At 56.5% G+C, this 24,857-nt stretch carries 37 protein-coding genes; 1 reads left to right on the top strand and 36 read right to left on the bottom strand.

What is annotated here, in order from left to right:
- From mshL to LPB19_RS06435, 7 genes are all read right to left on the bottom strand, one after another.
- Complete coding sequence (mshL, locus tag LPB19_RS06465; protein WP_228289231.1) at window positions 1-1,728, bottom strand: pilus (MSHA type) biogenesis protein MshL; 1,728 nt, start codon at window positions 1,726-1,728, stop codon at window positions 1-3.
- Window positions 1,725-2,072: a hypothetical protein gene (locus LPB19_RS06460; protein ID WP_228289230.1), complete on the bottom strand. Its 348-nt coding sequence runs from the start codon at window positions 2,070-2,072 to the stop codon at window positions 1,725-1,727. Before LPB19_RS06460 ends, mshL begins: the two co-directional genes overlap by 4 nt.
- A gap of 1 nt (window position 2,073) precedes the next feature.
- The gene (locus LPB19_RS06455) at window positions 2,074-2,760 is read right to left on the bottom strand and encodes a type II secretion system protein M (RefSeq protein WP_206645254.1); all 687 of its coding nucleotides are present in this window, start codon (window positions 2,758-2,760) and stop codon (window positions 2,074-2,076) included.
- Window positions 2,760-3,365, bottom strand: a complete 606-nt coding sequence (locus LPB19_RS06450; protein WP_228289229.1) for a PilN domain-containing protein — start codon at window positions 3,363-3,365, stop codon at window positions 2,760-2,762. Before LPB19_RS06450 ends, LPB19_RS06455 begins: the two co-directional genes overlap by 1 nt.
- Window positions 3,362-4,297 (bottom strand): type IV pilus biogenesis protein PilM, encoded by a 936-nt coding sequence (locus LPB19_RS06445; protein WP_206645253.1) that lies wholly within the window; start codon window positions 4,295-4,297, stop codon window positions 3,362-3,364. Before LPB19_RS06445 ends, LPB19_RS06450 begins: the two co-directional genes overlap by 4 nt.
- A 254-nt stretch (window positions 4,298-4,551) precedes the next feature.
- On the bottom strand, window positions 4,552-5,088 hold the full coding sequence (gene ssb / locus LPB19_RS06440) for a single-stranded DNA-binding protein (RefSeq protein WP_206645252.1): 537 nt from the start codon (window positions 5,086-5,088) through the stop codon (window positions 4,552-4,554).
- Between the two features lie 45 nt (window positions 5,089-5,133).
- On the bottom strand, window positions 5,134-6,504 hold the full coding sequence (locus LPB19_RS06435; RefSeq protein WP_206645251.1) for an MFS transporter: 1,371 nt from the start codon (window positions 6,502-6,504) through the stop codon (window positions 5,134-5,136).
- Between the two features lie 180 nt (window positions 6,505-6,684).
- Between LPB19_RS06435 and uvrA the strand changes: the two genes are divergently transcribed.
- On the top strand, window positions 6,685-9,507 hold the full coding sequence (uvrA, locus tag LPB19_RS06430; protein ID WP_206645250.1) for an excinuclease ABC subunit UvrA: 2,823 nt from the start codon (window positions 6,685-6,687) through the stop codon (window positions 9,505-9,507).
- Between the two features lie 325 nt (window positions 9,508-9,832).
- Here uvrA and rplQ read toward each other — a convergent pair whose 3' ends face one another.
- From rplQ to tuf, 29 genes are all read right to left on the bottom strand, one after another.
- A complete protein-coding gene (rplQ, locus tag LPB19_RS06425; RefSeq protein WP_206645249.1) occupies window positions 9,833-10,231 on the bottom strand; it encodes a 50S ribosomal protein L17 in 399 nt (132 codons plus the stop codon).
- Window positions 10,232-10,264: 33 nt separating this feature from the next.
- Window positions 10,265-11,269, bottom strand: coding sequence for a DNA-directed RNA polymerase subunit alpha (locus LPB19_RS06420; RefSeq protein WP_206645248.1), 1,005 nt, complete (start codon window positions 11,267-11,269; stop codon window positions 10,265-10,267).
- A 35-nt stretch (window positions 11,270-11,304) separates the two neighbouring features.
- Window positions 11,305-11,925 carry a 30S ribosomal protein S4 gene (rpsD, locus tag LPB19_RS06415; protein ID WP_206645247.1) on the bottom strand — a complete coding sequence of 207 codons (621 nt, stop codon included), beginning with the start codon at window positions 11,923-11,925 and terminating at the stop codon, window positions 11,305-11,307.
- An 18-nt stretch (window positions 11,926-11,943) separates the two neighbouring features.
- Window positions 11,944-12,333: a 30S ribosomal protein S11 gene (rpsK, locus tag LPB19_RS06410; protein ID WP_007153992.1), complete on the bottom strand. Its 390-nt coding sequence runs from the start codon at window positions 12,331-12,333 to the stop codon at window positions 11,944-11,946.
- Between the two features lie 13 nt (window positions 12,334-12,346).
- Complete coding sequence (gene rpsM / locus LPB19_RS06405) at window positions 12,347-12,703, bottom strand: 30S ribosomal protein S13 (RefSeq protein ID WP_206645246.1); 357 nt, start codon at window positions 12,701-12,703, stop codon at window positions 12,347-12,349.
- Window positions 12,704-12,843: 140 nt separating this feature from the next.
- Window positions 12,844-12,957 (bottom strand): 50S ribosomal protein L36, encoded by a 114-nt coding sequence (rpmJ, locus tag LPB19_RS06400; RefSeq protein WP_004580765.1) that lies wholly within the window; start codon window positions 12,955-12,957, stop codon window positions 12,844-12,846.
- 29 nt (window positions 12,958-12,986) lie between these two features.
- The gene (gene secY / locus LPB19_RS06395) at window positions 12,987-14,309 is read right to left on the bottom strand and encodes a preprotein translocase subunit SecY (RefSeq protein ID WP_206645245.1); all 1,323 of its coding nucleotides are present in this window, start codon (window positions 14,307-14,309) and stop codon (window positions 12,987-12,989) included.
- Window positions 14,310-14,326: 17 nt separating this feature from the next.
- A complete protein-coding gene (rplO, locus tag LPB19_RS06390) occupies window positions 14,327-14,761 on the bottom strand; it encodes a 50S ribosomal protein L15 (protein ID WP_206645244.1) in 435 nt (144 codons plus the stop codon).
- Window position 14,762: 1 nt separating this feature from the next.
- Window positions 14,763-14,951 carry a 50S ribosomal protein L30 gene (gene rpmD, locus LPB19_RS06385; protein ID WP_029655317.1) on the bottom strand — a complete coding sequence of 63 codons (189 nt, stop codon included), beginning with the start codon at window positions 14,949-14,951 and terminating at the stop codon, window positions 14,763-14,765.
- A 4-nt stretch (window positions 14,952-14,955) separates the two neighbouring features.
- A complete protein-coding gene (gene rpsE / locus LPB19_RS06380; RefSeq protein WP_206645243.1) occupies window positions 14,956-15,456 on the bottom strand; it encodes a 30S ribosomal protein S5 in 501 nt (166 codons plus the stop codon).
- Window positions 15,457-15,468: 12 nt separating this feature from the next.
- Entirely contained in the window at window positions 15,469-15,816 is a 348-nt protein-coding gene (rplR, locus tag LPB19_RS06375; RefSeq protein ID WP_206645242.1) for a 50S ribosomal protein L18, read from the bottom strand.
- 9 nt (window positions 15,817-15,825) lie between these two features.
- Window positions 15,826-16,359: a 50S ribosomal protein L6 gene (rplF, locus tag LPB19_RS06370; RefSeq protein WP_206645241.1), complete on the bottom strand. Its 534-nt coding sequence runs from the start codon at window positions 16,357-16,359 to the stop codon at window positions 15,826-15,828.
- Between the two features lie 9 nt (window positions 16,360-16,368).
- Window positions 16,369-16,761: a 30S ribosomal protein S8 gene (rpsH, locus tag LPB19_RS06365; protein WP_206645240.1), complete on the bottom strand. Its 393-nt coding sequence runs from the start codon at window positions 16,759-16,761 to the stop codon at window positions 16,369-16,371.
- 88 nt (window positions 16,762-16,849) lie between these two features.
- Window positions 16,850-17,155, bottom strand: a complete 306-nt coding sequence (rpsN, locus tag LPB19_RS06360) for a 30S ribosomal protein S14 (RefSeq protein WP_206645239.1) — start codon at window positions 17,153-17,155, stop codon at window positions 16,850-16,852.
- A 13-nt stretch (window positions 17,156-17,168) separates the two neighbouring features.
- Entirely contained in the window at window positions 17,169-17,708 is a 540-nt protein-coding gene (gene rplE / locus LPB19_RS06355; protein WP_206645238.1) for a 50S ribosomal protein L5, read from the bottom strand.
- A 15-nt stretch (window positions 17,709-17,723) separates the two neighbouring features.
- On the bottom strand, window positions 17,724-18,044 hold the full coding sequence (rplX, locus tag LPB19_RS06350; protein ID WP_206645237.1) for a 50S ribosomal protein L24: 321 nt from the start codon (window positions 18,042-18,044) through the stop codon (window positions 17,724-17,726).
- Between the two features lie 17 nt (window positions 18,045-18,061).
- Window positions 18,062-18,430, bottom strand: coding sequence for a 50S ribosomal protein L14 (rplN, locus tag LPB19_RS06345; protein WP_206645236.1), 369 nt, complete (start codon window positions 18,428-18,430; stop codon window positions 18,062-18,064).
- Window positions 18,431-18,448: 18 nt separating this feature from the next.
- A complete protein-coding gene (gene rpsQ / locus LPB19_RS06340) occupies window positions 18,449-18,715 on the bottom strand; it encodes a 30S ribosomal protein S17 (protein WP_206645235.1) in 267 nt (88 codons plus the stop codon).
- 1 nt (window position 18,716) lies between these two features.
- Window positions 18,717-18,908, bottom strand: a complete 192-nt coding sequence (gene rpmC, locus LPB19_RS06335; protein WP_206645713.1) for a 50S ribosomal protein L29 — start codon at window positions 18,906-18,908, stop codon at window positions 18,717-18,719.
- On the bottom strand, window positions 18,908-19,321 hold the full coding sequence (gene rplP / locus LPB19_RS06330; protein ID WP_206645234.1) for a 50S ribosomal protein L16: 414 nt from the start codon (window positions 19,319-19,321) through the stop codon (window positions 18,908-18,910). The genes rpmC and rplP overlap by 1 nt, the downstream gene beginning before the upstream one ends.
- Window positions 19,322-19,333: 12 nt before the next feature.
- Window positions 19,334-20,017, bottom strand: coding sequence for a 30S ribosomal protein S3 (gene rpsC / locus LPB19_RS06325; protein WP_206645233.1), 684 nt, complete (start codon window positions 20,015-20,017; stop codon window positions 19,334-19,336).
- 11 nt (window positions 20,018-20,028) lie between these two features.
- Window positions 20,029-20,361, bottom strand: a complete 333-nt coding sequence (rplV, locus tag LPB19_RS06320; RefSeq protein ID WP_008940674.1) for a 50S ribosomal protein L22 — start codon at window positions 20,359-20,361, stop codon at window positions 20,029-20,031.
- A gap of 16 nt (window positions 20,362-20,377) precedes the next feature.
- Window positions 20,378-20,653 carry a 30S ribosomal protein S19 gene (gene rpsS, locus LPB19_RS06315; protein ID WP_007154011.1) on the bottom strand — a complete coding sequence of 92 codons (276 nt, stop codon included), beginning with the start codon at window positions 20,651-20,653 and terminating at the stop codon, window positions 20,378-20,380.
- A 23-nt stretch (window positions 20,654-20,676) separates the two neighbouring features.
- On the bottom strand, window positions 20,677-21,504 hold the full coding sequence (gene rplB, locus LPB19_RS06310; RefSeq protein ID WP_206645232.1) for a 50S ribosomal protein L2: 828 nt from the start codon (window positions 21,502-21,504) through the stop codon (window positions 20,677-20,679).
- A gap of 17 nt (window positions 21,505-21,521) precedes the next feature.
- Window positions 21,522-21,815 (bottom strand): 50S ribosomal protein L23, encoded by a 294-nt coding sequence (rplW, locus tag LPB19_RS06305; RefSeq protein WP_206645231.1) that lies wholly within the window; start codon window positions 21,813-21,815, stop codon window positions 21,522-21,524.
- Complete coding sequence (gene rplD, locus LPB19_RS06300; RefSeq protein WP_206645230.1) at window positions 21,812-22,417, bottom strand: 50S ribosomal protein L4; 606 nt, start codon at window positions 22,415-22,417, stop codon at window positions 21,812-21,814. The genes rplW and rplD overlap by 4 nt, the downstream gene beginning before the upstream one ends.
- Window positions 22,418-22,428: 11 nt before the next feature.
- A complete protein-coding gene (gene rplC / locus LPB19_RS06295) occupies window positions 22,429-23,067 on the bottom strand; it encodes a 50S ribosomal protein L3 (RefSeq protein WP_206645229.1) in 639 nt (212 codons plus the stop codon).
- 76 nt (window positions 23,068-23,143) lie between these two features.
- Window positions 23,144-23,455 (bottom strand): 30S ribosomal protein S10, encoded by a 312-nt coding sequence (gene rpsJ / locus LPB19_RS06290; RefSeq protein ID WP_004580743.1) that lies wholly within the window; start codon window positions 23,453-23,455, stop codon window positions 23,144-23,146.
- 188 nt (window positions 23,456-23,643) lie between these two features.
- Complete coding sequence (gene tuf, locus LPB19_RS06285) at window positions 23,644-24,840, bottom strand: elongation factor Tu (protein WP_206645217.1); 1,197 nt, start codon at window positions 24,838-24,840, stop codon at window positions 23,644-23,646.
- Window positions 24,841-24,857: the final 17 nt, after the last annotated feature.

Here is a 24,857-nt window from a genome sequence, read left to right as displayed (position 1 = left end):
TCAGCGAACGGCTCGTTCGGGTTCCGGCGTCACGGATCCAGAGGACTGCAACACTTCCCGGAGCACATTCATCCGCTCCCGGCTGGCCGACACATCAGCATTCATCTGCTCTGCCGAGGCCACCACCGGCCGCAGCAGGATCACCAGTTCGCTCTTGCGGGACTGGAACTTACGCTGTTTGAACAGCTCCCCCACCAGCGGGATATCGCTGAAGAAAGGCACCGCGGAATTCGAGTCTTCGCTGGTGTTCTGGATCAGCCCACCAATCACCACGATCTGGCCGCTCTCGGCCCGGATCACGCTGTCGGTTTCACGCACGGTGCTGATTGCCAGCGGCAGGGTCACGTCCCGCTCGCCGATGGTGATGATCTTTTCCTGATCGTTCACGTCGCTGACCGAGGGGTGAACGTGCAGGGTAATGCTGCCGCTGTCGGAAATCTGGGGGGTCACGTCCAGGGAAATGCCCGAAAAGAACGGGGTCAGCTCCACCGACGTGGACGTGCTGTCTGACCCGGTGATCGAGGAATTGTCGTCTTCAAAGTCGATGTCGGTGACAAAAAATTCGTCCGTCCCTACTTTGATCACGGCCTTCTGGTTGTTGACGGTAGAGATCCGCGGACTGGACAGGATCTGCACGTTGCCCTGCTCACCCAGCAGTTCAATCAGTGCCGTGAAATCACCGGCGCGAACACTGGCCGAGAACAGGCCACCAATGTCGGAGGTACGAATCGCCTGCCCGGCCAATGCCTGTGCGGTGAAGTTCTCCGGCAGGCCGTCGGAGGCAACGATGCTGCTGCCACTTTGCAGGTCAGACCAGTTGATGCCCTGCTGGTAGCCCTCATCCAGAATGATTTCCAGAATCTTCGCTTCCAGCACCACCTGGCGCTGCATAATCAACTCGGTACGACGCAGGTACTCTTCCACCAGCCGCAGTTCTTCACCGCCGGCACGGACCATCACCAGGCCCGCACCCGGGTTCACGATTACCTGGCGACTGTCGCTGGTGCCGACGATCATGGTGACGGCATCACGGATATCGAGCCAGAAGTTGGATTCGGTTTCGGTGGAGATCGTGGTTCCGGCCATTGTGGTTCCGGCCCGGCCCCGGTTATCCCCGGAGCCGCTGACACCATTGCCACTGCTTGAGGTGTTGGTGACCTGACCGGAGCTGACCCGCGTCTCCGAGCCGCCCTTGCGCTTGAAGTGCAGGTAATCGATCGGGAAGATCCGGGTCTGGATCAGGTCGGCTTTTACCCGGAACAGACGGCCGCTGCGCTGAATATCCAGGCCATACAGGTCAGCGGCAATTTCCATCACCTCGGGCACAGTAACATCCCGCAGGCGCAGATCAATCACGGCATCCACGTCCGGATGAACCACCACATTGTAGCGAGTTCCCTCCACCAGCGATTCGAAGAAACTGCCCGCTGCGATGGAGCTGGCATTCACATCAAATCGCTCTTCCAGGTCCTGGCTCGGTGACAGGGGCGGCAGCAAGGCGGCGCTGATATTCGCGGGCAGCCCCGACGAAGCGGCCGGTTGAGCCGGCCTGGCGGCGGCCTGCGCTTCGGCGGTCGCGAGGCTCTGATCAATGGCTTCCGCAACGTCGGTCGAGGTGGCGGTGGATGAGCGCATCAGCGGGTTGTTGCTGCACGCCGCCAGCGTGCCCGCCAGCAGTGCGACGGCCAGAGGTTTCATCGTGGTCATGATTGCCTGTTGTTGTCTCATTGAGTCCTCCGCACCTGCGGAAGCGGCTCAAGGTAAAGCGTCCGGAGTCGCCCATGATCCAGCACCTCGACCCGATCCCGGAGGATGCGCCGAACCCGGATATCACCGAAGGCCTGGCCTTCTGCCCGAGGCTCTCCGTTGATCACCGCCACTTTGCGGCCATTGCCCACCAGGATGGATTGCAGGGCAAGACTGGTCCTGGGGGCGGCTTTCGCCGGTGCATTGTCAAACCCGGGTGGACGAGTGGGATCCTTCAGCGCCATTGCCGGCGCTGAAAAGGTAAAAAGACCGGCCAGCAGCAACGCCATCAGGCTGACGGATTCAGGGCGGATACACCGGTTCATTTCACACTCCCAACCAGACGGGTTCGAGACTCAATGTCCGAACCCGGACAACCGCTTCACCGGCCGGCCAGCTATTGGCGTCGTATTCAAACGTCACCCAACCCAGCCGCTCATCCAGTGATTCCAGGCGTTCAAGGTACGCCAGAACATCCAGATAGCTGCCTCGAATTTTCAATTCGACATCGTGCGCGTACAGAAGCGGCTCGGCATTCGCCGGCTGCCCGTCGTCCGCATCGCCGGTCGCGGGCGCAAAAACCGGCTCGGGCGCTTTCAATTCCAGCGATTCCAGCCCCAGGGACTGCTGCGCGGACAGCATGTCCTTGAGCAGGGACACCATGGCTTTGGGTGCAATGAGTTTGGCGGTGGAGTCGGCAATCTGTTGCTCCAGCCGTTCCAGTCTGGCCTGACGGCCAGCCAGCTCATTACGCAACGCCTGTGACGGATCGGTCGCGAGCTGTTCATTCAGCGTCTGCTGCTGCATCAGCAGGCGTTCGCGGGTTGAGGACAACACCTCAAGCCGGTCTTCCAGCACGTCTTTGCTCTTCAACGCCGGGGTAACGCTCAGTTCCCAGCCAACGAACAGGGTGGCGATCAGTACCGTCACCGTGATCAGGCCCCGCTCCCGCAGGGGGCGCGCGTTAAACCAGTCCGCAGCCTGTTTCACGGAAGCTTGCCAGGAATTGGCCATCAGCTGTCCTCCCTGTTGCGGTCGGTGGCCACGCGAAAACGGATTCCCCGCTCGTTTTCAGGGCGCGACAACCGGAAGGCACCGAAGGTCTTGCCGCTGAACGCCGGCTCATCGCCCAGATTTTGCAGATAGGACGGCACCAGTGAGCCAGAGCGGGCACGGCCTTCCAGGGCCACCTGCGATTGTTCTGCGCTCAGCCACACCCCGGTCAGCCAGACATCATCCGGAATCTGGCGCGCGAGGGCGGCCATTTTCGGAGAGAAGCGTTCGCCACTGCCCAGCACCAGGCCTTCCACCTTTTCCAGTAACCGCTGCCGGCGGGCAAGCTGATCGGTGATTGCGATCAACGCTTCCCGCACTTCCGGCGAGGGACGGCGTGCCTCGACCGCGTTGCTCAGCCGCGCAATATTCTGTTCGATGCCCTGATTACTCGATGCCATCGAATCGAGGCGCTGTTGCAGCTGGGCTGCCTGGTAATGGGTCATGCCACTGACCATGACCAGGCTGACAATCAACAGACCCAGTAAAACAATCAGCGTGCTGGCCTGCAGGCTCTCACGACGAGGACGGAGCTCCTCGGTGTACAGGTTGACGGCCTGGGTCATGAGCGCTCACCTCCAGCCATCGGCAGCGCGGCACTCCAGGCCGGCAGGCATCGGCTATCCATGTTTGCTTCCGCCCCCAGCGATGACCAGTCCAGCATCTGGACACTTGCCGCCACGTACGAGGAGACCATCGAAGCCAGCGGCAATGACTTGTCCCGGGCCACCATCTGAATCGTCGCCGGAGGCACCTGACCCAACTGGCTCTCGTAATAATCAAGCGATCGCTGCATCTCCAGCGCCAGCGATTGAACAGCGTTCTCCTGACGAGCCACATCCATCAGATCGTTGGCGGCGACATCGAGGCGCCGGGACAGGTAAAGCGTATCCTTCCGGCACACCACCATCTGACCGTACCCGTCCCGCAGATGAACCAGTGCAGCGCCGCGGCCGTTCTGATCCAGCACACTCACCAAGTTACGCAGGGCCAGTTCGGCAATATCGATCGTTACCAGTTCAAGCCCGGTGTCACGAACCAGAGTAACCAGCTCCTGAACCAGCGACTTGCGGGCCGACACCACGTTGACCAGCGCGCCTCGGCCACGTGAGGCGTCTTCGGGAAACGGGAATACGTCGGAAACGGCGTCGGAAGGGGGGAAATCCAGAAAATCCTTCAGCTTCCATTTCAGGGCATCAGCGAGCTCGGATTCATCGACACCTTCAGGCCGCTCCATCTGGAACACCTGATACTGATCCAGCGGCAGCACCAGAGTGGTTCTGGCGCCACTCCAGTTACGCTGATCCACCAGTCCCTGCAGTGTCTGAAGCCGTTTGGCCGGCATGCACTCGACAAAACCGGAGGCCGGCGATGCGCCGCTGGCCACGGCAGCCCAGGCAATGCCATCGGGCCGCACTTCCAGACAAACGTGCGAGCGGCGCCCGCCAGCCCTGTTCAGCAGTCCGGCAAGCCTTGAAAACATGGAGCGTGTGGTCATGGAGTCCTGCTAGGGGAAAAGGCCGATGTTTGCCCAGATTCTAGTGGTTCTGATTGAAATTTCAGCAGTTTTTACATTGGCTTACATAATAAATGAGAAAGCACTATAGACTCCATTTTTTGTGAACATTTTCACATTTTTTTGCAGAGCCGTAACAAAGCCCCAACCCCCCCCCGGCTCGAGCACAAGACATAAAAAAGCCCCGTTCAACGGGGCTTTTTCGAAAGCACTTCGAGCGCGTTAGAAAACCCGCATCAGAAGGGAATATCGTCGTCAAAATCATCGACCGGCTCAGGCATGCTGCCACCCTGGGCTGGCTGACCGGGCTGGCTGTAGCCGCCGCCGGCCGGTTGCTGCGCACCCTGCTGGCTGGCCGGCGGTGCGTTGTAGTTGGCTTGCTGCGGACGACCTGCCGGCGCGCCCTGCCCCATGCCACCACCTTCACCACGGCTATCCAGCATCTGCATCTGGCCGTTGATGTCGACAACCACTTCCGTGGTGTAACGATCCTGGCCACTCTGATCCTGCCACTTACGGGTCTGCAGCTTGCCTTCGATATAGACCTTGGAGCCCTTGCGCAGGTATTGACCCGCCACTTCAGCGATCTTGCCGAACATGACAATACGGTGCCATTCGGTTTTGGGAACCATCTGGCCGGTCTGACGATCCTTGTAGCTCTCGTCTGTCGCCAGGTTGAGGTTCACCACGGCATTGCCATTCGGGGTATAGCGGGTTTCAGGATCCTGCCCAAGGTTCCCAATGAGAATAACTTTGTTTACACCTCGTGCCATGCTCTGCTCCTGACTGAGTATCCCGGGAAAATCGGGCGTTCAAATTTAAGAACCGCCACCCTGGCGAACAAATGCAACGTCCGCCAGTAGCGCCTCATCAAACTGCTGGCGATCAACCTTTAAATAAGCCGTCGCCGCCTCTTCAACAATCACCACATCCTGTACGCCGGGCAACTGCCGAAGCCGATCGTCGATCTGGTCGTACTGGTCACCAACCACTTGCTGCAACTGTACCACGAAACTGGTCGTGTATCCCGGGGCCGGCATCGTCAGTGCCACCAGCAACCAGAGCGCCAGTAGCCCGACCATCAGCCAGAGCACCCCGGCAAAACCGACGCCCTCGAGCAGCACCCCGCCAAGCGCCCCGCCCAGAAATGCACCAAAGAACTGGGACGTGGAATACACCCCCATCGCAGTACCCTTGCTGGCCGCCGGAGCTTCCTTGCTGATCAGGGAGGGCAGACTGGCCTCAAGCAGATTGAATGCCATGAAAAACGCAAACAGCACAACCCAGGCCGTGACCAGCCCGCTGGTGGCCGACGCCAGCCCGGCGGTGGCCAGAGTCAGCAAGCCAATGGCGCCGCACAGAACGGGTTTCATCTTGCGCTTTTTCTCGCCGAGGATGATGAAAGGCACCATGGCAAAAAACGACGTTACCATCACGCTGAGGTAAAACCACCAATGGGATTCACTGGGCAATCCCAGCTGATTTTGCAGAACGGACGGGAATAACAGAAACAGCGCGGTCAGCACGAAATGCAGCGCAAAGATGCCGAAATCGAGCCGGACAAGACGCCCATCCGCGAGCACGGTGCTCAGCATCTCTTTGGCGGGATGGGTATCGGCGCTGATCTTGTGCTGGTGGGGGGTCGGCACGAGCCGGTGCACAATCACCAAGGCCAGCACTGCCAGTGCGGCCGTCGCATAGAAGATACCCGACAGGCCCCAGATACTGCCCAGCAGGGGGCCAAGCACCAGCGACACAGAAAACGACAAGCCAATCGAAATCCCGACCGTCGCCATGGCCTTGGTGCGCTCTTCCTCCCGGGTCAGGTCACTGAGCAACGCCATCAACACGCTGGCGATGGCACCGGCGCCCTGAAGAATCCGACCGACAATCACAACGTATATGGAATCAGCCGAACCGGCGAGCAGGCTGCCCGCGGCAAACAGGACCAGCCCGATGTAGATCATGCGCTTGCGGCCAACCCGATCGGACAACAATCCAAACGGGATCTGGAGCAGGGCCTGACTCAGACCGTAGGCGCCAATGGCAAATCCGAGCAGTGCCGGGGTTGCCCCCTGAAGATCATTTCCCAGCAGCACAAATACGGGCATGACCATGAACAAACCCAGCATACGCATGGCGTACACAGACGCGAGGGCCGCTACCGATCGTCTTTCCAGGGTATTCATGAAAATGCCACCAAAGCCGGGTTGAAACGCGAGCTGCACAAAAGAGCAGCCGTTGCAGGCGGCGCATTGTAGCAGAAGCCAATCCGCCTCGGCACCGGATAACAACCCGAGAACCACTGTGCTTTCGCTGTCACCCGGTGAACGCGTTATAATTTCCGTTTTTTCTCTGAGCGAGGTGTTATGGACCGTATTCAGATCAAGGGCGCACGCACCCACAACCTGAAGAATATCGACCTGGATCTGCCGCGGGACAAGCTGATCGTGGTGACCGGGCTGTCCGGTTCAGGCAAATCGTCTCTCGCGTTCGACACCCTTTATGCCGAGGGGCAGCGTCGCTACGTGGAATCACTGTCGACCTACGCGCGCCAGTTTCTGTCGATGATGGAAAAGCCCGATGTCGACCATATAGAAGGCCTGTCGCCGGCGATCTCCATCGAACAGAAATCCACCTCCCATAACCCCCGCTCTACCGTCGGCACCATCACCGAAATCTACGATTACTTGCGCCTTCTTTTTGCCCGCGCCGGTGAACCCCGCTGCCCGGACCACGGCCAGCCTCTGGAAGCCCAGACCATCAGCCAGATGGTGGACCAGGTACTTGCCATGCCGGCAGACAGTAAGCTGATGATTCTCGCGCCGGTGATCCGCGACCGCAAAGGCGAGCATCACCAGGTCATCGAAACCATGAAGAGCCAGGGCTTTATTCGGCTCCGGGTCGACGGCACCGTCTACGATATCGACGATGTGCCCGCCCTCGACAAAAAGCGCAAGCACCAGATCGATGTGGTGGTAGACCGCTTCAAAGTCAAAACCGGACTCGAGCAGCGCCTGGCGGAAAGCTTTGAAACCGCGCTGGAAATGGCCGATGGGATTGCCATCGTCGCGCCAATGACCGGCGATGGCGAAGAGCATATTTGCTCTGCCCGCTATGCCTGCACCCAATGCGGCTACGCACTCAGCGAACTGGAACCGAGGATCTTTTCATTCAACAACCCCGCAGGGGCGTGTCCCACGTGCGACGGCTTGGGGGTGCGCCAGTTCTTCGACCCTGACAAAATCATCCAGCATCCCGAGGCCACACTGGCCGCCGGCGCCATCAAGGGCTGGGACCGCAGAGCCGTATACTACTTTCAAATGCTGACGTCGGTCGCCGAGCATTACGGCGTCGATCTGGAAACACCCTGGGCCGACCTGCCCGAAGATTTCCAGAGTGCCCTTCTAAACGGCTCGGGCAATGAACCGATTTCCTTCCGCTACGTGAATTCCCGCGGCCATATCATGGAAAAGGCCCACCCGTTCGAAGGCATCCTTCCAAACCTGGAGCGCCGTTACCGGGAAACCGATTCCCAGAGCGTGCGGGAGGAGCTTGCTCGTAACCTGAGCACCCAGCCGTGCAAGGATTGCGGCGGCTCGCGCCTGCGGAGAAGCGCCCGCCACGTGTTCATCGAAGACAACAACCTGGCGGACGTCACCCGATTGCCAGTGGGCGAGGCACACGACTACTTTGACGCTCTCGCCTTGCCGGGGCGCAAGGGCGAGATTGCGGAAAAGATCCTGAAAGAAATTCGCCAGCGCCTGCAGTTTCTGGTCAACGTAGGGCTTGAGTACCTCACTCTCGAACGCAGCGCCGACACCTTGTCCGGCGGCGAAGCCCAGCGGATCCGACTGGCCAGCCAGATCGGGGCTGGCCTCGTGGGCGTCATGTACATACTCGACGAGCCCTCCATCGGCCTGCACCAAAGGGATAACGACCGACTGCTGGCAACCCTGACCCACCTCCGCGACCTCGGCAACACAGTCATCGTGGTAGAGCACGACGAAGACGCCATCCGCGCCGCCGACCACATCATTGATATTGGCCCAGGCGCCGGGGTGCACGGTGGCCAGGTCATCGCCCAGGGTACTCCCCAGCAGATTCTGGACAATCCGGATTCCCTCACCGGCCAGTACCTCAATGGCACCAAGGAAATCGCGATACCCGCTGAGCGCAACAAAGGCTCCGGAAAATCTCTCACCTTAACCGGCGCGACGGGCAACAACCTGCAAGACGTGACATTGAAGATCCCGCTCGGGGTAATGACCTGCGTCACCGGCGTCTCCGGCTCGGGCAAGTCCACGCTAATCAACAGCACCCTGTACCCAGTGGCAGCCACCAAGCTGAACAAGGCCACTAGCCTGAGCGCGGCACCCCACGGCAACCTGAAAGGTCTGGATCATCTCGACAAAGTGATCGATATCGACCAGAGCCCCATTGGCCGGACACCACGCTCCAACCCGGCGACCTATACCGGACTGTTCACCCCTATCCGGGAGTTGTTTGCCGGGACACAAGAGGCCCGATCACGGGGCTACAAACCCGGGCGCTTTTCCTTCAACGTCAAAGGGGGGCGCTGCGAAGCCTGTCAGGGTGATGGCGTCATCAAGGTTGAAATGCACTTTCTGCCGGATGTCTACGTCCCCTGCGATGTCTGCAAAGGCAAGCGCTACAATCGAGAAACTCTCGAAGTCCGTTATAAAGGCAAGAACATCCACGAAGTTCTGGAAATGACCGTGGAAGAAGGTCGGGAGTTCTTCGACGCCGTGCCATTCATCGCTCGCAAGCTTCAGACCCTGATCGACGTAGGCCTGTCCTATATTCGCCTCGGCCAGAGCGCGGTAACCCTCTCCGGCGGTGAGGCCCAACGTGTAAAGCTGGCCAAGGAGCTATCCAAGCGGGATACCGGCAAAACCCTGTACATCCTGGACGAGCCGACGACTGGCCTGCATTTCTACGATATCCAGCAACTATTGAACGTTCTGGAACGACTGCGGGATCACGGCAACACTATTGTCGTGATTGAGCACAATCTGGATGTCATCAAGACCGCCGACTGGATCGTGGATCTCGGGCCGGAGGGTGGTTCTGGCGGCGGACAGATAATTGCTGAGGGAACCCCGGAGGAGGTTTCGGAAAATAAACGCTCACATACTGGGCGGTATTTGAAGCCGATGCTGTCGAAATAAGCTCTGGCGGCAGGCTTGCTGTCAGGGGAGTACGGGATCTGGATAGCCTTTCTTCTGGAAAAATAACGCGCTTCGCTCAGACACATTTTTCCGGCAGAAAGGCCACCCAGACCCCGAGGCAAGCTTTCGTTTCGGCCTTAAACACTCGATGTGAAGTGGAGGGGGTAAGTGTTTTTTAAGGAAAAAGCTGTCTGAGCGCAGCGAGTTACTTTTGCCTTAAAAAACACTTACCCCCTCCGCCCCAGCGGACAGAACCAAACTCCAGACACAAAAAAACCGGGAACCTTTCGGAACCCGGTTTTTTCGTTGGCCAAAGCCGAAGCACTTACGCCTCGTCTTCGTCCACCTCTTCCGCTTCGATATCCAGCGGACGACCTACCAGCTCAACGAATGCCATCGGGGCATTGTCGCCTGCACGGAAGCCACACTTCAGGATACGAAGATAACCGCCAGGACGGTCGCTGTAACGCGGGCCCAGCTCGTCGAAGAGCTTGGCAACCGCTTCGTCGCTACGCAGGCGCGCGAACGCCAAACGACGGTTTGCAACCGAATCATTTTTAGACAGCGTGATCAAAGGCTCAGCCACCCGACGAAGCTCTTTGGCTTTCGGCAGCGTTGTTTTGATCAGCTCGTGTTCAACCAGCGACGCAGTCATGTTACGAAACATGGCTTTGCGATGCGCGCTGGTCCGACTGAACTTACGACCACTCTTACGATGACGCATTGCTCTGATTCCTTACCTTAAACTAATCGGCGATTAACCGCCCAGAACCCGGTCGTCGCCACGAAGGCTCGCCGGCGGCCAGTTATCAAGACGCATGCCCAGAGACAAACCACGGGACGCCAGAACGTCCTTGATCTCGGTCAGCGACTTTTTACCCAGGTTAGGCGTCTTCAGCAGCTCAACTTCAGTGCGCTGAATCAGATCGCCGATGTAGTAAATATTTTCCGCCTTCAAGCAGTTAGCTGAACGCACTGTCAATTCCAGATCATCCACCGGGCGCAGCAGAATCGGATCGATCTCTTCCTCTTCCTCTACTCGCTCAGGCTCTTTCTCATGATCGAAATCGACAAACACCGCCAATTGCTGCTGGAGGATGGTCGCGGCCCGGCGAATTGCTTCTTCCGGATCGATCGTGCCATTGGTCTCCAGGTCAATTACCAGCTTGTCCAGGTCGGTGCGCTGCTCTACCCGTGCACTTTCCACGGCGTAAGCCACACGACGAACCGGGCTGAATGTCGCATCCAGCTGCAGGCGTCCAATCGCGCGAGTTTCGTCCTCGTCAAGACCCCGTTGATCAGCCGGCTCATAGCCGCGACCGCGGGCAACACGCAGGCGCATGTTCACTTCACCGTTCTCACTCAGGTGACAGATCTCATGCTCCGGGTTGGCAATCTCGACATCGTGGTCAAGCTTGATATCGCCGGCAGTCACAACACCCGGGCCCTTTTTGTTGAGCGTCAGCTCAACGTCGTCCCGACCTTCCAACTTAACGGCAACGCCCTTGAGATTCAGAAGAATCTCGATGACGTCCTCCTGAACACCTTCAATGGCGCTGTACTCGTGCAAGACACCGTCGATCTGCGCTTCAGTGATGGCGCAGCCCGGCATCGAGGACAGGAGAATGCGGCGCAGTGCGCTACCGAGGGTGTGACCGAAGCCTCTTTCCAGAGGCTCAAGCGTCACCTTGGCACGCGTGGCACTCAACTCCTTCACGTCAATCGTACGAGGTGTCAATAACTCATGTACTGAACGCTGCATAGACGCCCCTATCTGCTATCGTTGCTAACTAGGCTTTACTTGGAGTAAAGCTCGACGATGAGGTTCTCATTGATGTCACTCGGCAGCTCAGTACGCTCAGGTACTGACTTGTAAACGCCGGACATCTTGTTGGCGTCGACCTCTACCCAGCTCACCGGTGCGCGGCTAGCAGACAGTTCCAGCGCGCCTTTAACACGCAGCTGATTCTTGGCCTTCTCACGCACACTCACAACGTCACCCGGCTTGACCTGGTAGGAAGCGATATTCACAACCTTGTCGTTTACCAGAATCGCCTTGTGAGAGACGAGCTGACGGGATTCTGCACGGGTAGAACCAAAGCCCATGCGGTATACAACGTTGTCGAGACGACCTTCCAGAAGTTGCAGCAGGTTCTCACCGGTTGCACCCTTCAGACGGGCCGCCTCTTTGTAATAATTACGGAACTGCTTCTCAAGAACGCCGTAGATGCGACGAACTTTCTGCTTTTCGCGAAGCTGTACGCCGTACTCGGACAGACGGCCGCGGCCTGCACCGTGCATGCCTGGCTTTGTCTCAATGTTGCACTTGGAGTCGAGTGCGCGAACACCGCTCTTCAGAAAAAGATCTGTCCCTTCACGACGAGACAGCTTGCACTTCGGGCCTATATAACGAGCCATAATTCACTGTCTCCTGTGTTAGACGCGGCGCTTTTTCGGCGGGCGACAACCGTTATGGGGAATCGGCGTCACATCTGTGATGTTGGTGATCTTATAGCCGCACGCGTTCAGCGCACGAACTGCAGATTCACGCCCGGGTCCAGGACCCTTGACTTCAACATCCAGGTTTTTCAGGCCGTATTCAGCAGCCGCGTTACCGGCTCTTTCAGCTGCTACCTGCGCAGCAAAAGGTGTACTCTTGCGCGACCCACGGAAACCGGAACCACCAGAGGTAGCCCAGGACAGTACGTTGCCCTGACGGTCGGAAATGGTCACGATAGTGTTGTTGAAGGACGCGTGAATGTGCGCGACGCCATCAACAACCGTCTTTTTCACCTTTTTACGGGTACGTGTACCTGGCTTTGCCATGTTTGCCTACCTGTTACTTGCGAATCGGTTTGCGAGGACCTTTACGGGTGCGTGCGTTGGTCTTCGTGCGCTGGCCACGGACAGGGAGTCCATGACGATGGCGCAGACCACGGAAGCAGCCGAGATCCTTCAAACGCTTAATGTTCATCTGAACTTCACGACGCAGATCGCCTTCGACAGTCAGCTTGGTAACTTCAGTACGAAGTGACTCCAGCTGCTCGTCGCTCAGGTCTTTGACCTTGACGTCCGGCTTAACGCCGGTTGCATCGCAAAGCTTCTGGGCTGTTGTCTTGCCAACACCAAAGATGTAGGTGAGCGAGATAACAGCATGTTTGTTATCGGGTATATTGACACCGGCTATACGTGCCATCCAAATTACTCCGCGTTCAAAGCTTTGCTGTGTGAATTTTCCGCCACAAAAAGGGCGCGAAATAATAGCGCTTGACCCCGCGTGGAGTCAAGCGCCGATATTTCGATCGCCTTTTGTGCAATCAGGTTTCCGGATAAGGATTAACCCTGACGCTGCTTGTGACGAGGCTCCGTGCAGATGACTCGGACCGAGCCATTGCGACGAATTACTTTGCAGTTACGGCAAATTTTCTTTACCGAAGCGCGTACTTTCATTGTCGACTCCAGTTTCCAAGGGGAACGGCTCAGCCGTTCCGTCCATAGCCCTTGAGATTGGATTTCTTCATCAGGGACTCATACTGATGAGACATCAGATGAGATTGAACCTGCGCCATGAAATCCATCACCACGACTACAACAATCAGCAGCGACGTACCGCCCAGATAGAACGGGACATTCCCGGCCACCATCAGAAACTGAGGGAACAGGGACACTGCTGCGATATACATAGCACCGAACAGGGTCAACCGGGTCAGAACGCCATCAATATACTTGGCAGTCTGATCACCGGGACGAATGCCCGGAATAAACGCTCCAGAGCGCTTGAGGTTATCCGCTACTTCTTTCGGGTTGTACATCAGCGCCGTATAGAAGAAGCAGAAGAAAACCACTGCTGCTGCGAACAGGATAATGTACAACGGCTGACTCGGAGCCAACGCCTGGGACAGATTACTCAGCCATTCCATGCCTTCACCCTGACCAAACCACTGCCCGATTGAGGCCGGGAACAGCAGGATAGAGGAAGCGAAAATGGGCGGGATTACGCCGGCCATGTTCACTTTCAGAGGCAGGTGGCTGGACTGCTGAGCAAACACCCGGCGACCTTGCTGGCGTTTGGCGTAGTTGATGGTCAGGCGTCTCTGGCCTCGCTCCATGAATACCACGAAGCCAATAACCGCAACCGCCAACACACCAATACCAAGCACGACCAGCAGGCTCATTTCGCCATTGCGGGCCTGCTCCAGAGTCTGGCCGATGGCACCCGGCAGACCGGCAACGATCCCTGCGAAAATCAGCAGCGAGATGCCGTTACCAACGCCGCGCTCAGTGATCTGCTCACCAAGCCACATCATGAAGACGGCACCGCTCACGAACGAAACAACTGCCACAAAGTGGAAGCTGAAGCTGTCGTTGAAGGTCACGCCCTGCGAGGCCAAACCAACCGAAATACCTGCACCCTGAATCAGGGCGAGAAGCACCGTACCATACCGCGTGTACTGGCTGATCTTACGACGTCCAGCCTCACCTTCTTTCTTCAGCTGCTCAAGCTGCGGACTGACCGCAGTCATGAGCTGCATGATAATCGAAGCCGAGATATACGGCATGATACCGAGAGCGAAGATACTCATGCGCTCAAGCGCACCACCGGAAAACATGTTGAACATACTCAGGATTGTGCCCTGATTCTGTTCGAACAAGGCTGCGAGCCGGTCAGGATTAATCCCTGGCACCGGGATGTGGGCACCGATTCGGTACACCAACAGTGCCAGGAATACAAACCAGAGCCTCGACCGAAGCTCTGCCAATCCTTTTCCCGCGCCCGCAGGCAATGATGCTGTCTTGGCCATTTAGTCCTCGACTCGCCTTAGTCTTCGACTTTTCCACCCGCGGCAGTAATTGCCTCGCGTGCACCCTTGGTTACCCGCAGGCCTTTCACGGTTACTGGACGGCTAAGCTCGCCGGACAGGATAACCTTGGCTTCACGGATTTCCTCGCGAACGATATCTGCCTTCTTCAGAGCAGCCAGATCCGCCACATCGCCTTCAACCTTCGCCAATTCGTTCAAACGAATCTCTGCAACGTAACGCTGCTGGCGAGAGGTAAAACCGAATTTCGGCAGACGGCGCGCCAAAGGCTGCTGACCACCCTCGAAGCCCGGAGCCACGGAGCCGCCGGAACGGGACTTGAGACCCTTATGACCGCGACCACCAGTTTTACCGAGACCACTACCGATACCACGACCAACGCGCTTGCCGGCTGGGCGTGAACCGGGCTCTGGACTAAGTTCGTTCAGACGCATCTTAGTTCTCCTCAACCCGAACCAGGTAATTCACCCGGTTGATCATACCGCGAACGGAAGGAGTATCTTCCACTTCCACGGTGTGACCGATTTTACGAAGACCCAGGCCCTTGACGCACAGTTTGTGCTTGGGCTGACAGCCGATGGGGCTGCGGGTCAGAGTTACTTTGATCGTATTTGCGTTCGCCATGACTTCAACCCAGGATTTCTTCCACGGTCTTCCCGCGCTTGGCTGCGATATCTTCAGGAGCCTGCATGGCCTGAAGAGCCTTGATGGTGGAACGTACCACGTTCACCGGGTTGGTAGACCCGTAGCACTTGGACAGTACGTTCTGAACACCCGCCACCTCGAGTACGGCGCGCATTGCACCGCCGGCGATAACACCAGTACCTTCGGAAGCCGGCTGCATGTAGACCTTGGAGCCACTATGCTGAGCCCGAACCGGGTACTGAAGTGTATTGCCGTCCAGAGGGACGTCAACCATGTTCTTGCGCGCAGCTTCCATGGCCTTCTGGATAGCAACCGGGACTTCCCGGGCCTTACCACGACCAAAACCAACGCGTCCTTTACCGTCACCAACCACGGTCAGTGCGGTGAAGGCAAAAATACGGCCACCTTTAACTACCTTGGCGACACGGTTCACCTGAACCAGTCTTTCCTGGAGCTCAGGCGCCTTCTGTTCGTTAACGCTCATTTTCTCCACCTCTTAGAATTGCAAGCCAGCTTCACGGGCGCCATCGGCAAGAGCCTGGACACGACCGTGATAACGGTAACCGGAGCGGTCAAATGCGACCTGCTCAACACCTGCCGCCTTGGCACGCTCAGCGATCAGCTGACCAACCTTCTTGGCGGCGTCCACGTTACCGGTTGCACCCTGGCGCAGTTCCTTATCCAACGTGGAGGCAGATGCCAGAACCTTGCTGCCATCTGCGGTAGTGACCTGGGCGTACATGTGACGCGGTGTGCGATGCACACACAGACGATTGACACCCAGCTCACGAATCTTCATACGCACTTTACGTGCGCGACGCATTCTTTCGATATTCGCGCTCATAGTCCCGCCTTATTTCTTCTTGGCTTCTTTGCGTCTGACCTGCTCATCCGCATAACGAACACCCTTACCCTTATAAGGCTCGGGCGGACGGTAAGCGCGGACATCCGCAGCGACCTGGCCAACCTGTTGCTTGTCGATACCGCGAATCACGACTTCAGTATTAGAAGGTGTTTCAGCGGTAATCCCCTCAGGCAGCTCGTACTCAACCGGGTGCGAAAAACCCAGCGTCAGATTGAGCTTCTTGCCCTGCGCCTGGGCACGGTATCCAACGCCTACCAGCTGGAGCTTACGCTCGAAACCGGTGGAAACGCCGACCACCATGTTGTTGACCAGTGCACGAGTAGTACCTGCAAGAGCGCGGGACTGCTTTGCGCCATCGCGGGCGGCAAAGCGCAGAACGTTCTCTTCCTGCTTCACTTCCACCGCCTGGTGGATATTCAATTGAAGGGATCCTTTGGAACCCTTAACACTGATTTCCTGTCCGTTCAGCTTAACCTCAACACCGGAAGGCAGCACGACAGGATTATTGGCAACCCTGGACATGTGTATCTCCTAGAATACGGTGCAGATGACTTCGCCACCCACGCCGGCAGCACGTGCAGCGCGGTCTGTCATAACGCCCTTGGACGTTGAGACAATCGCGACCCCAAGACCACCGGATACTTTCGGCAGTTCCCCAGCGCCTTTGTACTGGCGCAGACTCGGACGACTGACCCGCTTGATCTCTTCAATAACGGGCTTACCACCGAAATAACGGAGAGTGATGGTCAGCTCGGGCTTCGCGTCGGCTGAAACGGAAAAGTCTTCAACGTAACCTTCGTCCTTCAGGACCTGGGCTACAGAGATCTTCATCTTTGAAGACGGCATCGTCACATCAGCTTTCGACGCCATCTGTGCATTACGGATACGGGTAAACATATCCGCAAGCGTGTCTTGCATACTCATTGGTATGAGGCTCCTGATCTTTTTAGTTGTGCAGCGGCGTGCCGCACCGCTTACCAACAGGCACCTGACCGAAGTCAGGGTGCCTATCTTACCAGCTTGCTTTGGTCAGGCCCGGAACGTCACCGCGCATGCCGTATTCACGGAGTTTAATCCGTGACAGCTCGAACTTGCGCAGAACGCCGTGTGGGCGACCAGTCACCTGGCAACGATTCCGAAGACGAGCCGGGCTCGCGTTACGAGGAAGCTGCTGAAGCTTCATCTGCGCGTCCCAACGGTCTTCATCGCTGGAGTTAGGGTTCTTGATAATCGCCTTGAGCTCGGCGCGCTTGGCTGCGTACTTAGCCACAGTCTTTTCGCGCTTGAGCTCGCGGTTTTTCATGGAAACCTTAGCCATTACACTCGTTCCTTTATTTCTTGAACGGAAAGCCGAAGGCTTTCAACAGTTCGCGGCCTTCATCATCGGAGCCGGCAGTGGTGGTAATGGTGATGTCCAGACCACGGATCTTGTCGACCTTGTCGTACTCGATCTCCGGGAAAATGATCTGCTCACGCACACCCATGCTGTAGTTACCACGGCCGTCAAACGACTTGGGATTGAGACCACGGAAATCACGAATGCGGGGAACCGCAATGTGAACCAGACGGTCAAAGAAATCCCACATACGCTCGCCACGCAGGGTAACCTTACAGCCGATCGGCCAACCTTCACGGATCTTGAAGCCGGCAACTGACTTGCGCGCCTTGGTAACAACAGGCTTCTGGCCTGCCAGACGCTCAAGATCAGCGACAGCATTCTCGATCAGCTTCTTGTCGCCAACCGCTTCGCCGACACCCATGTTGAGGGTGATCTTTTCGATACGCGGAACCTGCATCACGTTCTTGTAACCGAACTCATTCTGCAGGGCGGGTACCACTTCTTTTGTGTACTGCTCTTTCATGTTAAGCATCGTCACCACCCCCGCTTACTGGTTGTCGACAGCTTCGTTTGTGGATTTAAAAATCCGCACCTTGGCGCCGTCTTCCTTAACCTGGAAGCCAACACGATCGGCCTTGCCGGTCTGCGGATTAAAAATTGCCACATTGGAAGCCTGGATAGGTGCTTCTTTTTCGACGATACCACCCGGGGTGCCCAGCATTGGGTTAGGCTTGGTATGCTTCTTGATCATGTTGATCCCAGAAACTACCACGCGGCCGTCGTCCTGAACGCGCAGCACTTTACCACGTTTACCTTTATCTTTCCCCGTGGTGACGATTACTTCGTCATCTCGTTTGATCTTTTTCATAACCGGCCTCTGGTCCTTTAAAGTACTTCGGGTGCCAGTGAAATAATTTTCATGAACTTTTCATTACGCAGTTCACGGGTAACCGGCCCGAAGATACGGGTACCGATCGGTGCGTCCTGATTGTTCAGAAGTACTGCAGCATTTCCGTCGAAACGGATCAGCGAACCGTCAGAGCGGCGGACACCCTTACGAGTGCGCACCACAACAGCCTTCAGGACCTGGCCTTTTTTCACTTTACCGCGGGGAATGGCTTCCTTAACGGTCACCTTGATGATATCCCCAACGCTGGCGTAACGCCGGTGTGAACCGCCCAGGACCTTAATGCACATCACCTGACGCGCACCGCTGTTATCCGCGACTTCAAGCATTGTTTGAGTCTGAATCATGGTTGTTCTCCGGGCGAATTACACCTTGGATGCAGCTTCGGTGACTTCCACCAGGGCCCACGCTTTGGTCTTGGAGACCGGGCGTGTTTCCTGAATGGTCACAGTGTCACCGATGTTGCACTGGTTATTCTCATCATGAGCGTGAATCTTGGTAGAGCGCTTCATGTACTTACCGTACAGAGGGTGCTTAACCTGACGCTCAACCAGAACCACGATGGACTTGTCCATCTTGTTGCTCACGACCTTGCCGCTCAGAGTTCTGGCAGTTTGGGTAGCTTCGGTCATGTCACTGTCCTGCCTTTTGGTTCAATACTGTTTTCACGCGAGCGATGTCACGCTTCACCTTAGGGAGAAGGTGAGACTGATTCAGCTGACCTGTCGCCTTGCGCATACGCAGGTTGAACTGCTCTTTCAGCAGGTCGATCAGCTCTTGATTCAGCTCCTCGACTGATTTTTCACGCAGCTCTGTTGCTTTCATCACATCACCGTCCTCGTTACAAAGGTGGTCTTAACCGGCAGTTTGGCCGCCGCGAGAGTGAAGGCTTCACGCGCGAGGTCTTCGCTCACACCTTCCATCTCGTACAACATCCGGCCAGGCTGGATTTCAGCCACCCAGTACTCGACAGAACCCTTACCTTTACCCATCCGTACTTCCAGCGGCTTACCGGTGATCGGCTTGTCCGGGAACACCCGGATCCAGATCTTACCGCCCCGCTTGATACGACGAGTCATGGTACGACGCGCTGCCTCAATCTGGCGCGCAGTTATACGCCCACGGCTAGTCGCCTTCAATCCGTATTCACCGAAGCTCACCTTGTTAGCTCGCTGAGCAAGACCGGTGTTACGGCCTTTCATTACCTTGCGAAATTTGGTGCGTTTTGGTTGCAGCATAAGAGTGCCCCTTTACTTAGAACCTTTCTTCCCAGAGGCTTTCTTGTCAGCACGGACCTGCTCCATACCACCAAGAATCTCACCTTTGAAGATCCATACCTTGACGCCGATAACGCCGTAGGTGGTATGCGCTTCATAGGTTGCGTAATCAATGTCTGCACGCAGTGTGTGCAGCGGTACACGACCTTCGCGATACCACTCAGAACGAGCGATTTCAGCACCCCCAAGACGACCACCAACCTGAATCTTGATACCCTTGGCGCCCTGACGCATGGCGTTCTGCACCGCACGCTTCATAGCGCGACGGAACATCACACGGCGCTCAAGCTGACCGGCAACGTTTTGCGCTACCAGGCGAGCATCCAGGTCCGGCTTGCGGACTTCTTCGATGTTGATGTGCACAGGCACGCCCATCATGTCGCTGACTTCGCGACGCAGACGGTCAACATCTTCACCCTTCTTACCGATAACAATACCGGGACGGGCAGTATGGATCGTGATACGGGCGTTCTGAGCGGGGCGCTCGATCACAATCTTGCTGACAGACGCCTTTTCAAGACGCTTGTCCAGGAACTCGCGAACCTCGATATCGTTCAGGAGGTTCTTCGCGTATTCCTTCTTGTCGGCATACCAGACTGAGTTGTGCTCTTTGATCACACCCAGACGAATGCCAGTTGGATTTACTTTATGACCCATCTGAGCATCTCCTACTTGTCGGCGACCTTGACGGTGATATGACAGGTGCGCTTGAAAATACGGTCAGCGCGCCCCTTGGCTCGAGCTTTAATGCGCTTGAGCGTTGGGCCCTCATCCACCATGACGGTGGAAACCCGCAGATCATCTACATCCAGACCTTCGTTGTGCTCAGCGTTAGCAATCGCAGACTCAAGAGCTTTCTTGATCACTACGGCTGCCTTCTTCGGGCTAAAAGTCAGAATATTCAGGGCGTCCTCAACAGCCTTGCCGCGTACCTGGTCGGCGACAAGACGTGCTTTCTGAGCTGAGAGGCGAGCGCCCTTGTACTTGGCTGCTACTTCCATTTCTATTACCTCACAATCAGCGTTTAGCTTTCTTGTCGGCTGCATGACCACGATAAGTACGCGTTGCCGCGAACTCACCCAGCTTATGTCCAACCATATCTTCGGTGACATAAACCGGCACGTGCTGCTTGCCGTTATGGACTGCAATGGTCAGGCCTACCATCTCCGGAAAGACTGTTGACCGGCGGGACCAGGTTTTGATTGGCCGCTTGTCGTTAGCTTCCAGAGCTGCCTCGACCTTCTTCAACAGATGCAGGTCTATAAAAGGACCTTTCTTTAAAGAACGTGGCACAGCAATTACCTCTATGTAGTCGTTTACTTGGCTGAACGACGACGTACTATCATTTTATCAGTACGCTTGTTCTTACGAGTCTTATGCCCTTTGGTCGGAACACCCCACGGAGTAACCGGGTGACGTCCGCCAGAGGTACGCCCTTCACCACCACCATGCGGGTGGTCAACTGGGTTCATAGCAACACCACGTACTGTTGGGCGTTTGCCGCGCCAACGTGATGCACCCGCTTTACCAAGTTGCTTGAGGCTGTGCTCGCTGTTGCATACTTCACCCAGCGTTGCACGGCAATCTACAAGCACCTTTCGCATTTCACCTGAGCGCAGGCGGATGGTTGCATACGCACCTTCCCGAGCTACCAGCTGTACGGATGCGCCCGCGGAGCGAGCCAGCTGTGCACCTTTGCCAGGCTTGAGTTCGACGCAGTGGATAACAGAACCGACCGGAATGTTCCGGAGCGGCAATGTAGAGCCCACCTTAATCGGCGCGTCGACGCCGGAACGCACAGGATCACCTGCCTTCATACCCTTGGGAGCGATGATGTAACGACGCTCGCCATCGGCGTACTTCAGCAGCGCAATGTGCGCAGAGCGGTTCGGATCATATTCCAGGCGCTCAATCACTGCCGGGATACCATCTTTGGTCCGCTTGAAATCGATTACACGGTAGTGCTGCTTGTGACCACCACCAATGTGACGAGTGGTGATGCGACCAGCGTTGTTACGACCACCGGACTTTCTCAGAGTCTCAACCAACGGCTCGTAAGGGCGCCCTTTGTACAGCTCAGGGTTGTAAGTTTTTACAACGTGACGGCGTCCGGCAGATGTTGGCTTGGTTTTGACGATCGGCATTTTACGACCCCTTTACCTTATTCCACATCCATAAAATCGATGTCCTGACCTTCTGCCAGCTTGACGTAAGCCTTGCGAATGTCATTACGCTTGCCGAACCCGCGGATAGTACGCTTGAGCTTACCCTTGCGGTTCAGAACCTGAACACCTTCGACAGTGACGTTGAACAGCTGCTCAACGGCCTTCTTGATCTCCGGCTTGGTTGCATCAGGCGCTACACGAAAAACAACCTGACCACGCTCTGCCGCCAGAGACGCTTTTTCTGATACGTGAGGTCCCAGAAGAACCTTGTAAATACGTTCCTGATTCATCCCAGCATCTCCTCGATCTTCTTCAGAGCGGGAACAGTCACTACGACTTTCTCGAAGGCAACCAGGCTAACCGGATCCAGGCCAGCGACATCGCGCACATCGACGTGCGGAATGTTGCGGGATGCCAGGTGAAGGTTCTGCTCAACACTGTCGGACAGGATCAGCGCATTGGATACACCCATATCCTTCAGCTTGGCAGTGAACGCCTTGGTCTTTGGTGTGTCGACATTCATGTCGTCAACCACCACCAGACGCTCCTGACGAACCAGCTCAGAAAGGATAGAGCGCATGGCCGCACGGTACATCTTGCGGTTAACCTTCTGCTCAAAGTCGCGCGGCTTGGCGGCAAAGGTGACGCCACCTGAACGCCAGATCGGGCTACGGATAGTACCGGCACGGGCACGACCAGTACCCTTCTGACGCCACGGCTTCTTACCACCGCCACTAACTTCAGAACGTGTTTTCTGAGCCTTGGTACCTTGACGGCCAGCCGCCATGTAGGCAGTAACGACCTGGTGAACCAGAGACTCATTAAAATCTTTTGCGAATGTAGCGTCGGAAACAGAGATTCCCTTACCGCTACCAGTAATTGTCAATTCCATCGCACCGCTCCTCAGGCTTTAACTGCAGGCTTGATGACAACATCGCCGCCAGTCGCGCCAGGCACGGCACCACTTACCAGCAGCAGGTTGCGCTCGGCGTCGACACGGACAACTTTCAGGTTCTGCGTCGTAACACGCGCATTACCCATCTGGCCCGCCATCTTCTTGCCCTTGAACACCTTGCCCGGAGTCTGGTTCTGACCAATAGAACCAGGCGCACGATGGGACAGGGAGTTACCGTGAGTCGCGTCTTGCGTGGAGAAGTTCCAGCGCTTAACTCCGCCCTGAAAACCCTTACCCTTGGATTGGCCAACCACATCGACAACCTGACCATCTTCAAAGACAGAGGCAGTGATTTCGCTACCCAGAGCCAGCTCTTCGCCTTCACCATCAGCCAGGCGGAATTCCCACACACCACGACCGGCTTCGACGCCAGCCTTGGCAAAGTGACCTGCCTCGCTCTTGGTTACACGGGAAGCACGACGAGCACCAACCGTTACCTGAACAGCACGATAGCCATCGCTCTCAAGAGTTTTCAGCTGAGTAATCCGGTTGGGCTCAACCTCGATTACTGTTACAGGCACTGCGTGCCCTTCATCCGTAAAAATACGGGTCATCCCGGCCTTACGGCCGACTACACCAATTGCCATGTTTCACCTCTTAAGTGTACGGGGCTTTCACCCTCTATGGCCTTAGGACAGTTACACAGACTAATACCGGGCGGTATTAGCCGAGGCTGATCTGAACGTCTACACCTGCTGCCAGGTCCAGCTTCATCAGAGCATCGACTGTCTTTTCCGTCGGCTCAACGATGTCGAGCAGACGCTTATGAGTACGAATTTCGTACTGATCGCGCGCGTCTTTATTGACGTGCGGAGAGATCAGAACCGTGTACTTTTCCTTCCGCGTCGGCAGAGGGATAGGGCCACGCACCTGAGCGCCGGTCCGCTTAGCGGTATCGACAATCTCCTGCGTGGACTGGTCGATCAGACGATAATCAAACGCCTTCAACCGAATTCGAATTTTTTGGCTTTGCATGATGCACCAAACTCCACTCGTAGCAGCTACTAGTTAGCCGACCTTCAAAAAAAGGAGCCGCATTGTATGCATATTACCCAACCCTGTCAACAGCTATGCCGGTTGCCAGAATCAGGTAAGAGCTTTGCGACTTCAATAGAAAAAGGGGCTGATGAATCAGCCCCTTTCTCAGGATCACCCGAGAGGAATCACTCGATGATCTTGGATACCACGCCGGCACCAACGGTACGGCCACCTTCGCGGATCGCGAAGCGCAGACCATCTTCCATGGCGATCGGAGCGATCAGGGTAACGCTCATCTTCACGTTGTCACCCGGCATAACCATTTCCACGCCTTCCGGCAGTTCGCAAGAACCGGTTACGTCGGTGGTACGGAAGTAGAACTGAGGACGGTAGCCCTTGAAGAACGGGGTATGACGACCACCTTCTTCTTTGCTTAGTACGTACACTTCGCACTCGAACTTGGTGTGCGGCTTGATGGTACCCGGCTTACACAGAACCTGACCACGCTCAACGTCGTCACGCTTGGTACCACGCAGCAGAACACCAACGTTCTCACCAGCACGACCTTCGTCGAGCAGCTTGCGGAACATCTCAACACCGGTGCAGGTCGTCTTGACGGTATCCTTGATACCAACAATCTCGATTTCCTCACCAACTTTGATGACGCCGCGCTCTACACGACCGGTAACAACAGTACCACGGCCGGAGATAGAGAATACGTCCTCGATCGGCATCAGGAACGGCTGATCGATTGCACGCTCAGGCTCAGGGATGTAGTCATCCAGGGCTTCTACCAGCTTCTTAACAGCAGTAGTACCCATCTCGTTGTCATCCTTGCCTTCCAGCGCCATCAGCGCGGAACCAGTGATGATCGGAGTGTCGTCGCCCGGGAAGTCGTACTGGCTCAGCAGATCACGCACTTCCATCTCTACCAGCTCAAGCAGCTCTTCATCGTCGACCATGTCGGCCTTGTTCAGGAACACAACGATGAACGGAACGCCAACCTGACGGGACAGCAGGATGTGCTCACGAGTCTGCGGCATGGGGCCGTCAGCTGCGGAGCAAACCAGGATCGCGCCGTCCATCTGCGCAGCACCAGTGATCATGTTCTTCACATAGTCAGCGTGGCCCGGGCAGTCTACGTGAGCGTAGTGACGAGTCGGGGAATCGTACTCAACGTGAGAAGTCGCGATGGTGATACCACGCGCTTTCTCTTCCGGTGCGTTATCGATCTGGTCAAACGCGCTGGCAGTACCTGTGCCCCAAACTTCGTGACACACACGAGTCAGAGCGGCAGTCAGAGTAGTTTTACCATGGTCAACGTGACCGATGGTGCCCACGTTTACGTGCGGCTTACTGCGTTCAAATTTTTCTTTAGACACGGTTACACCTCTTCCTG

It is taken from the genome of Marinobacter salinisoli, assembly GCF_017301335.1.
Classification (GTDB): Bacteria; Pseudomonadota; Gammaproteobacteria; order Pseudomonadales; family Oleiphilaceae; genus Marinobacter; species Marinobacter salinisoli.
This window is presented reverse-complemented; position numbering and strand designations above follow the sequence as displayed.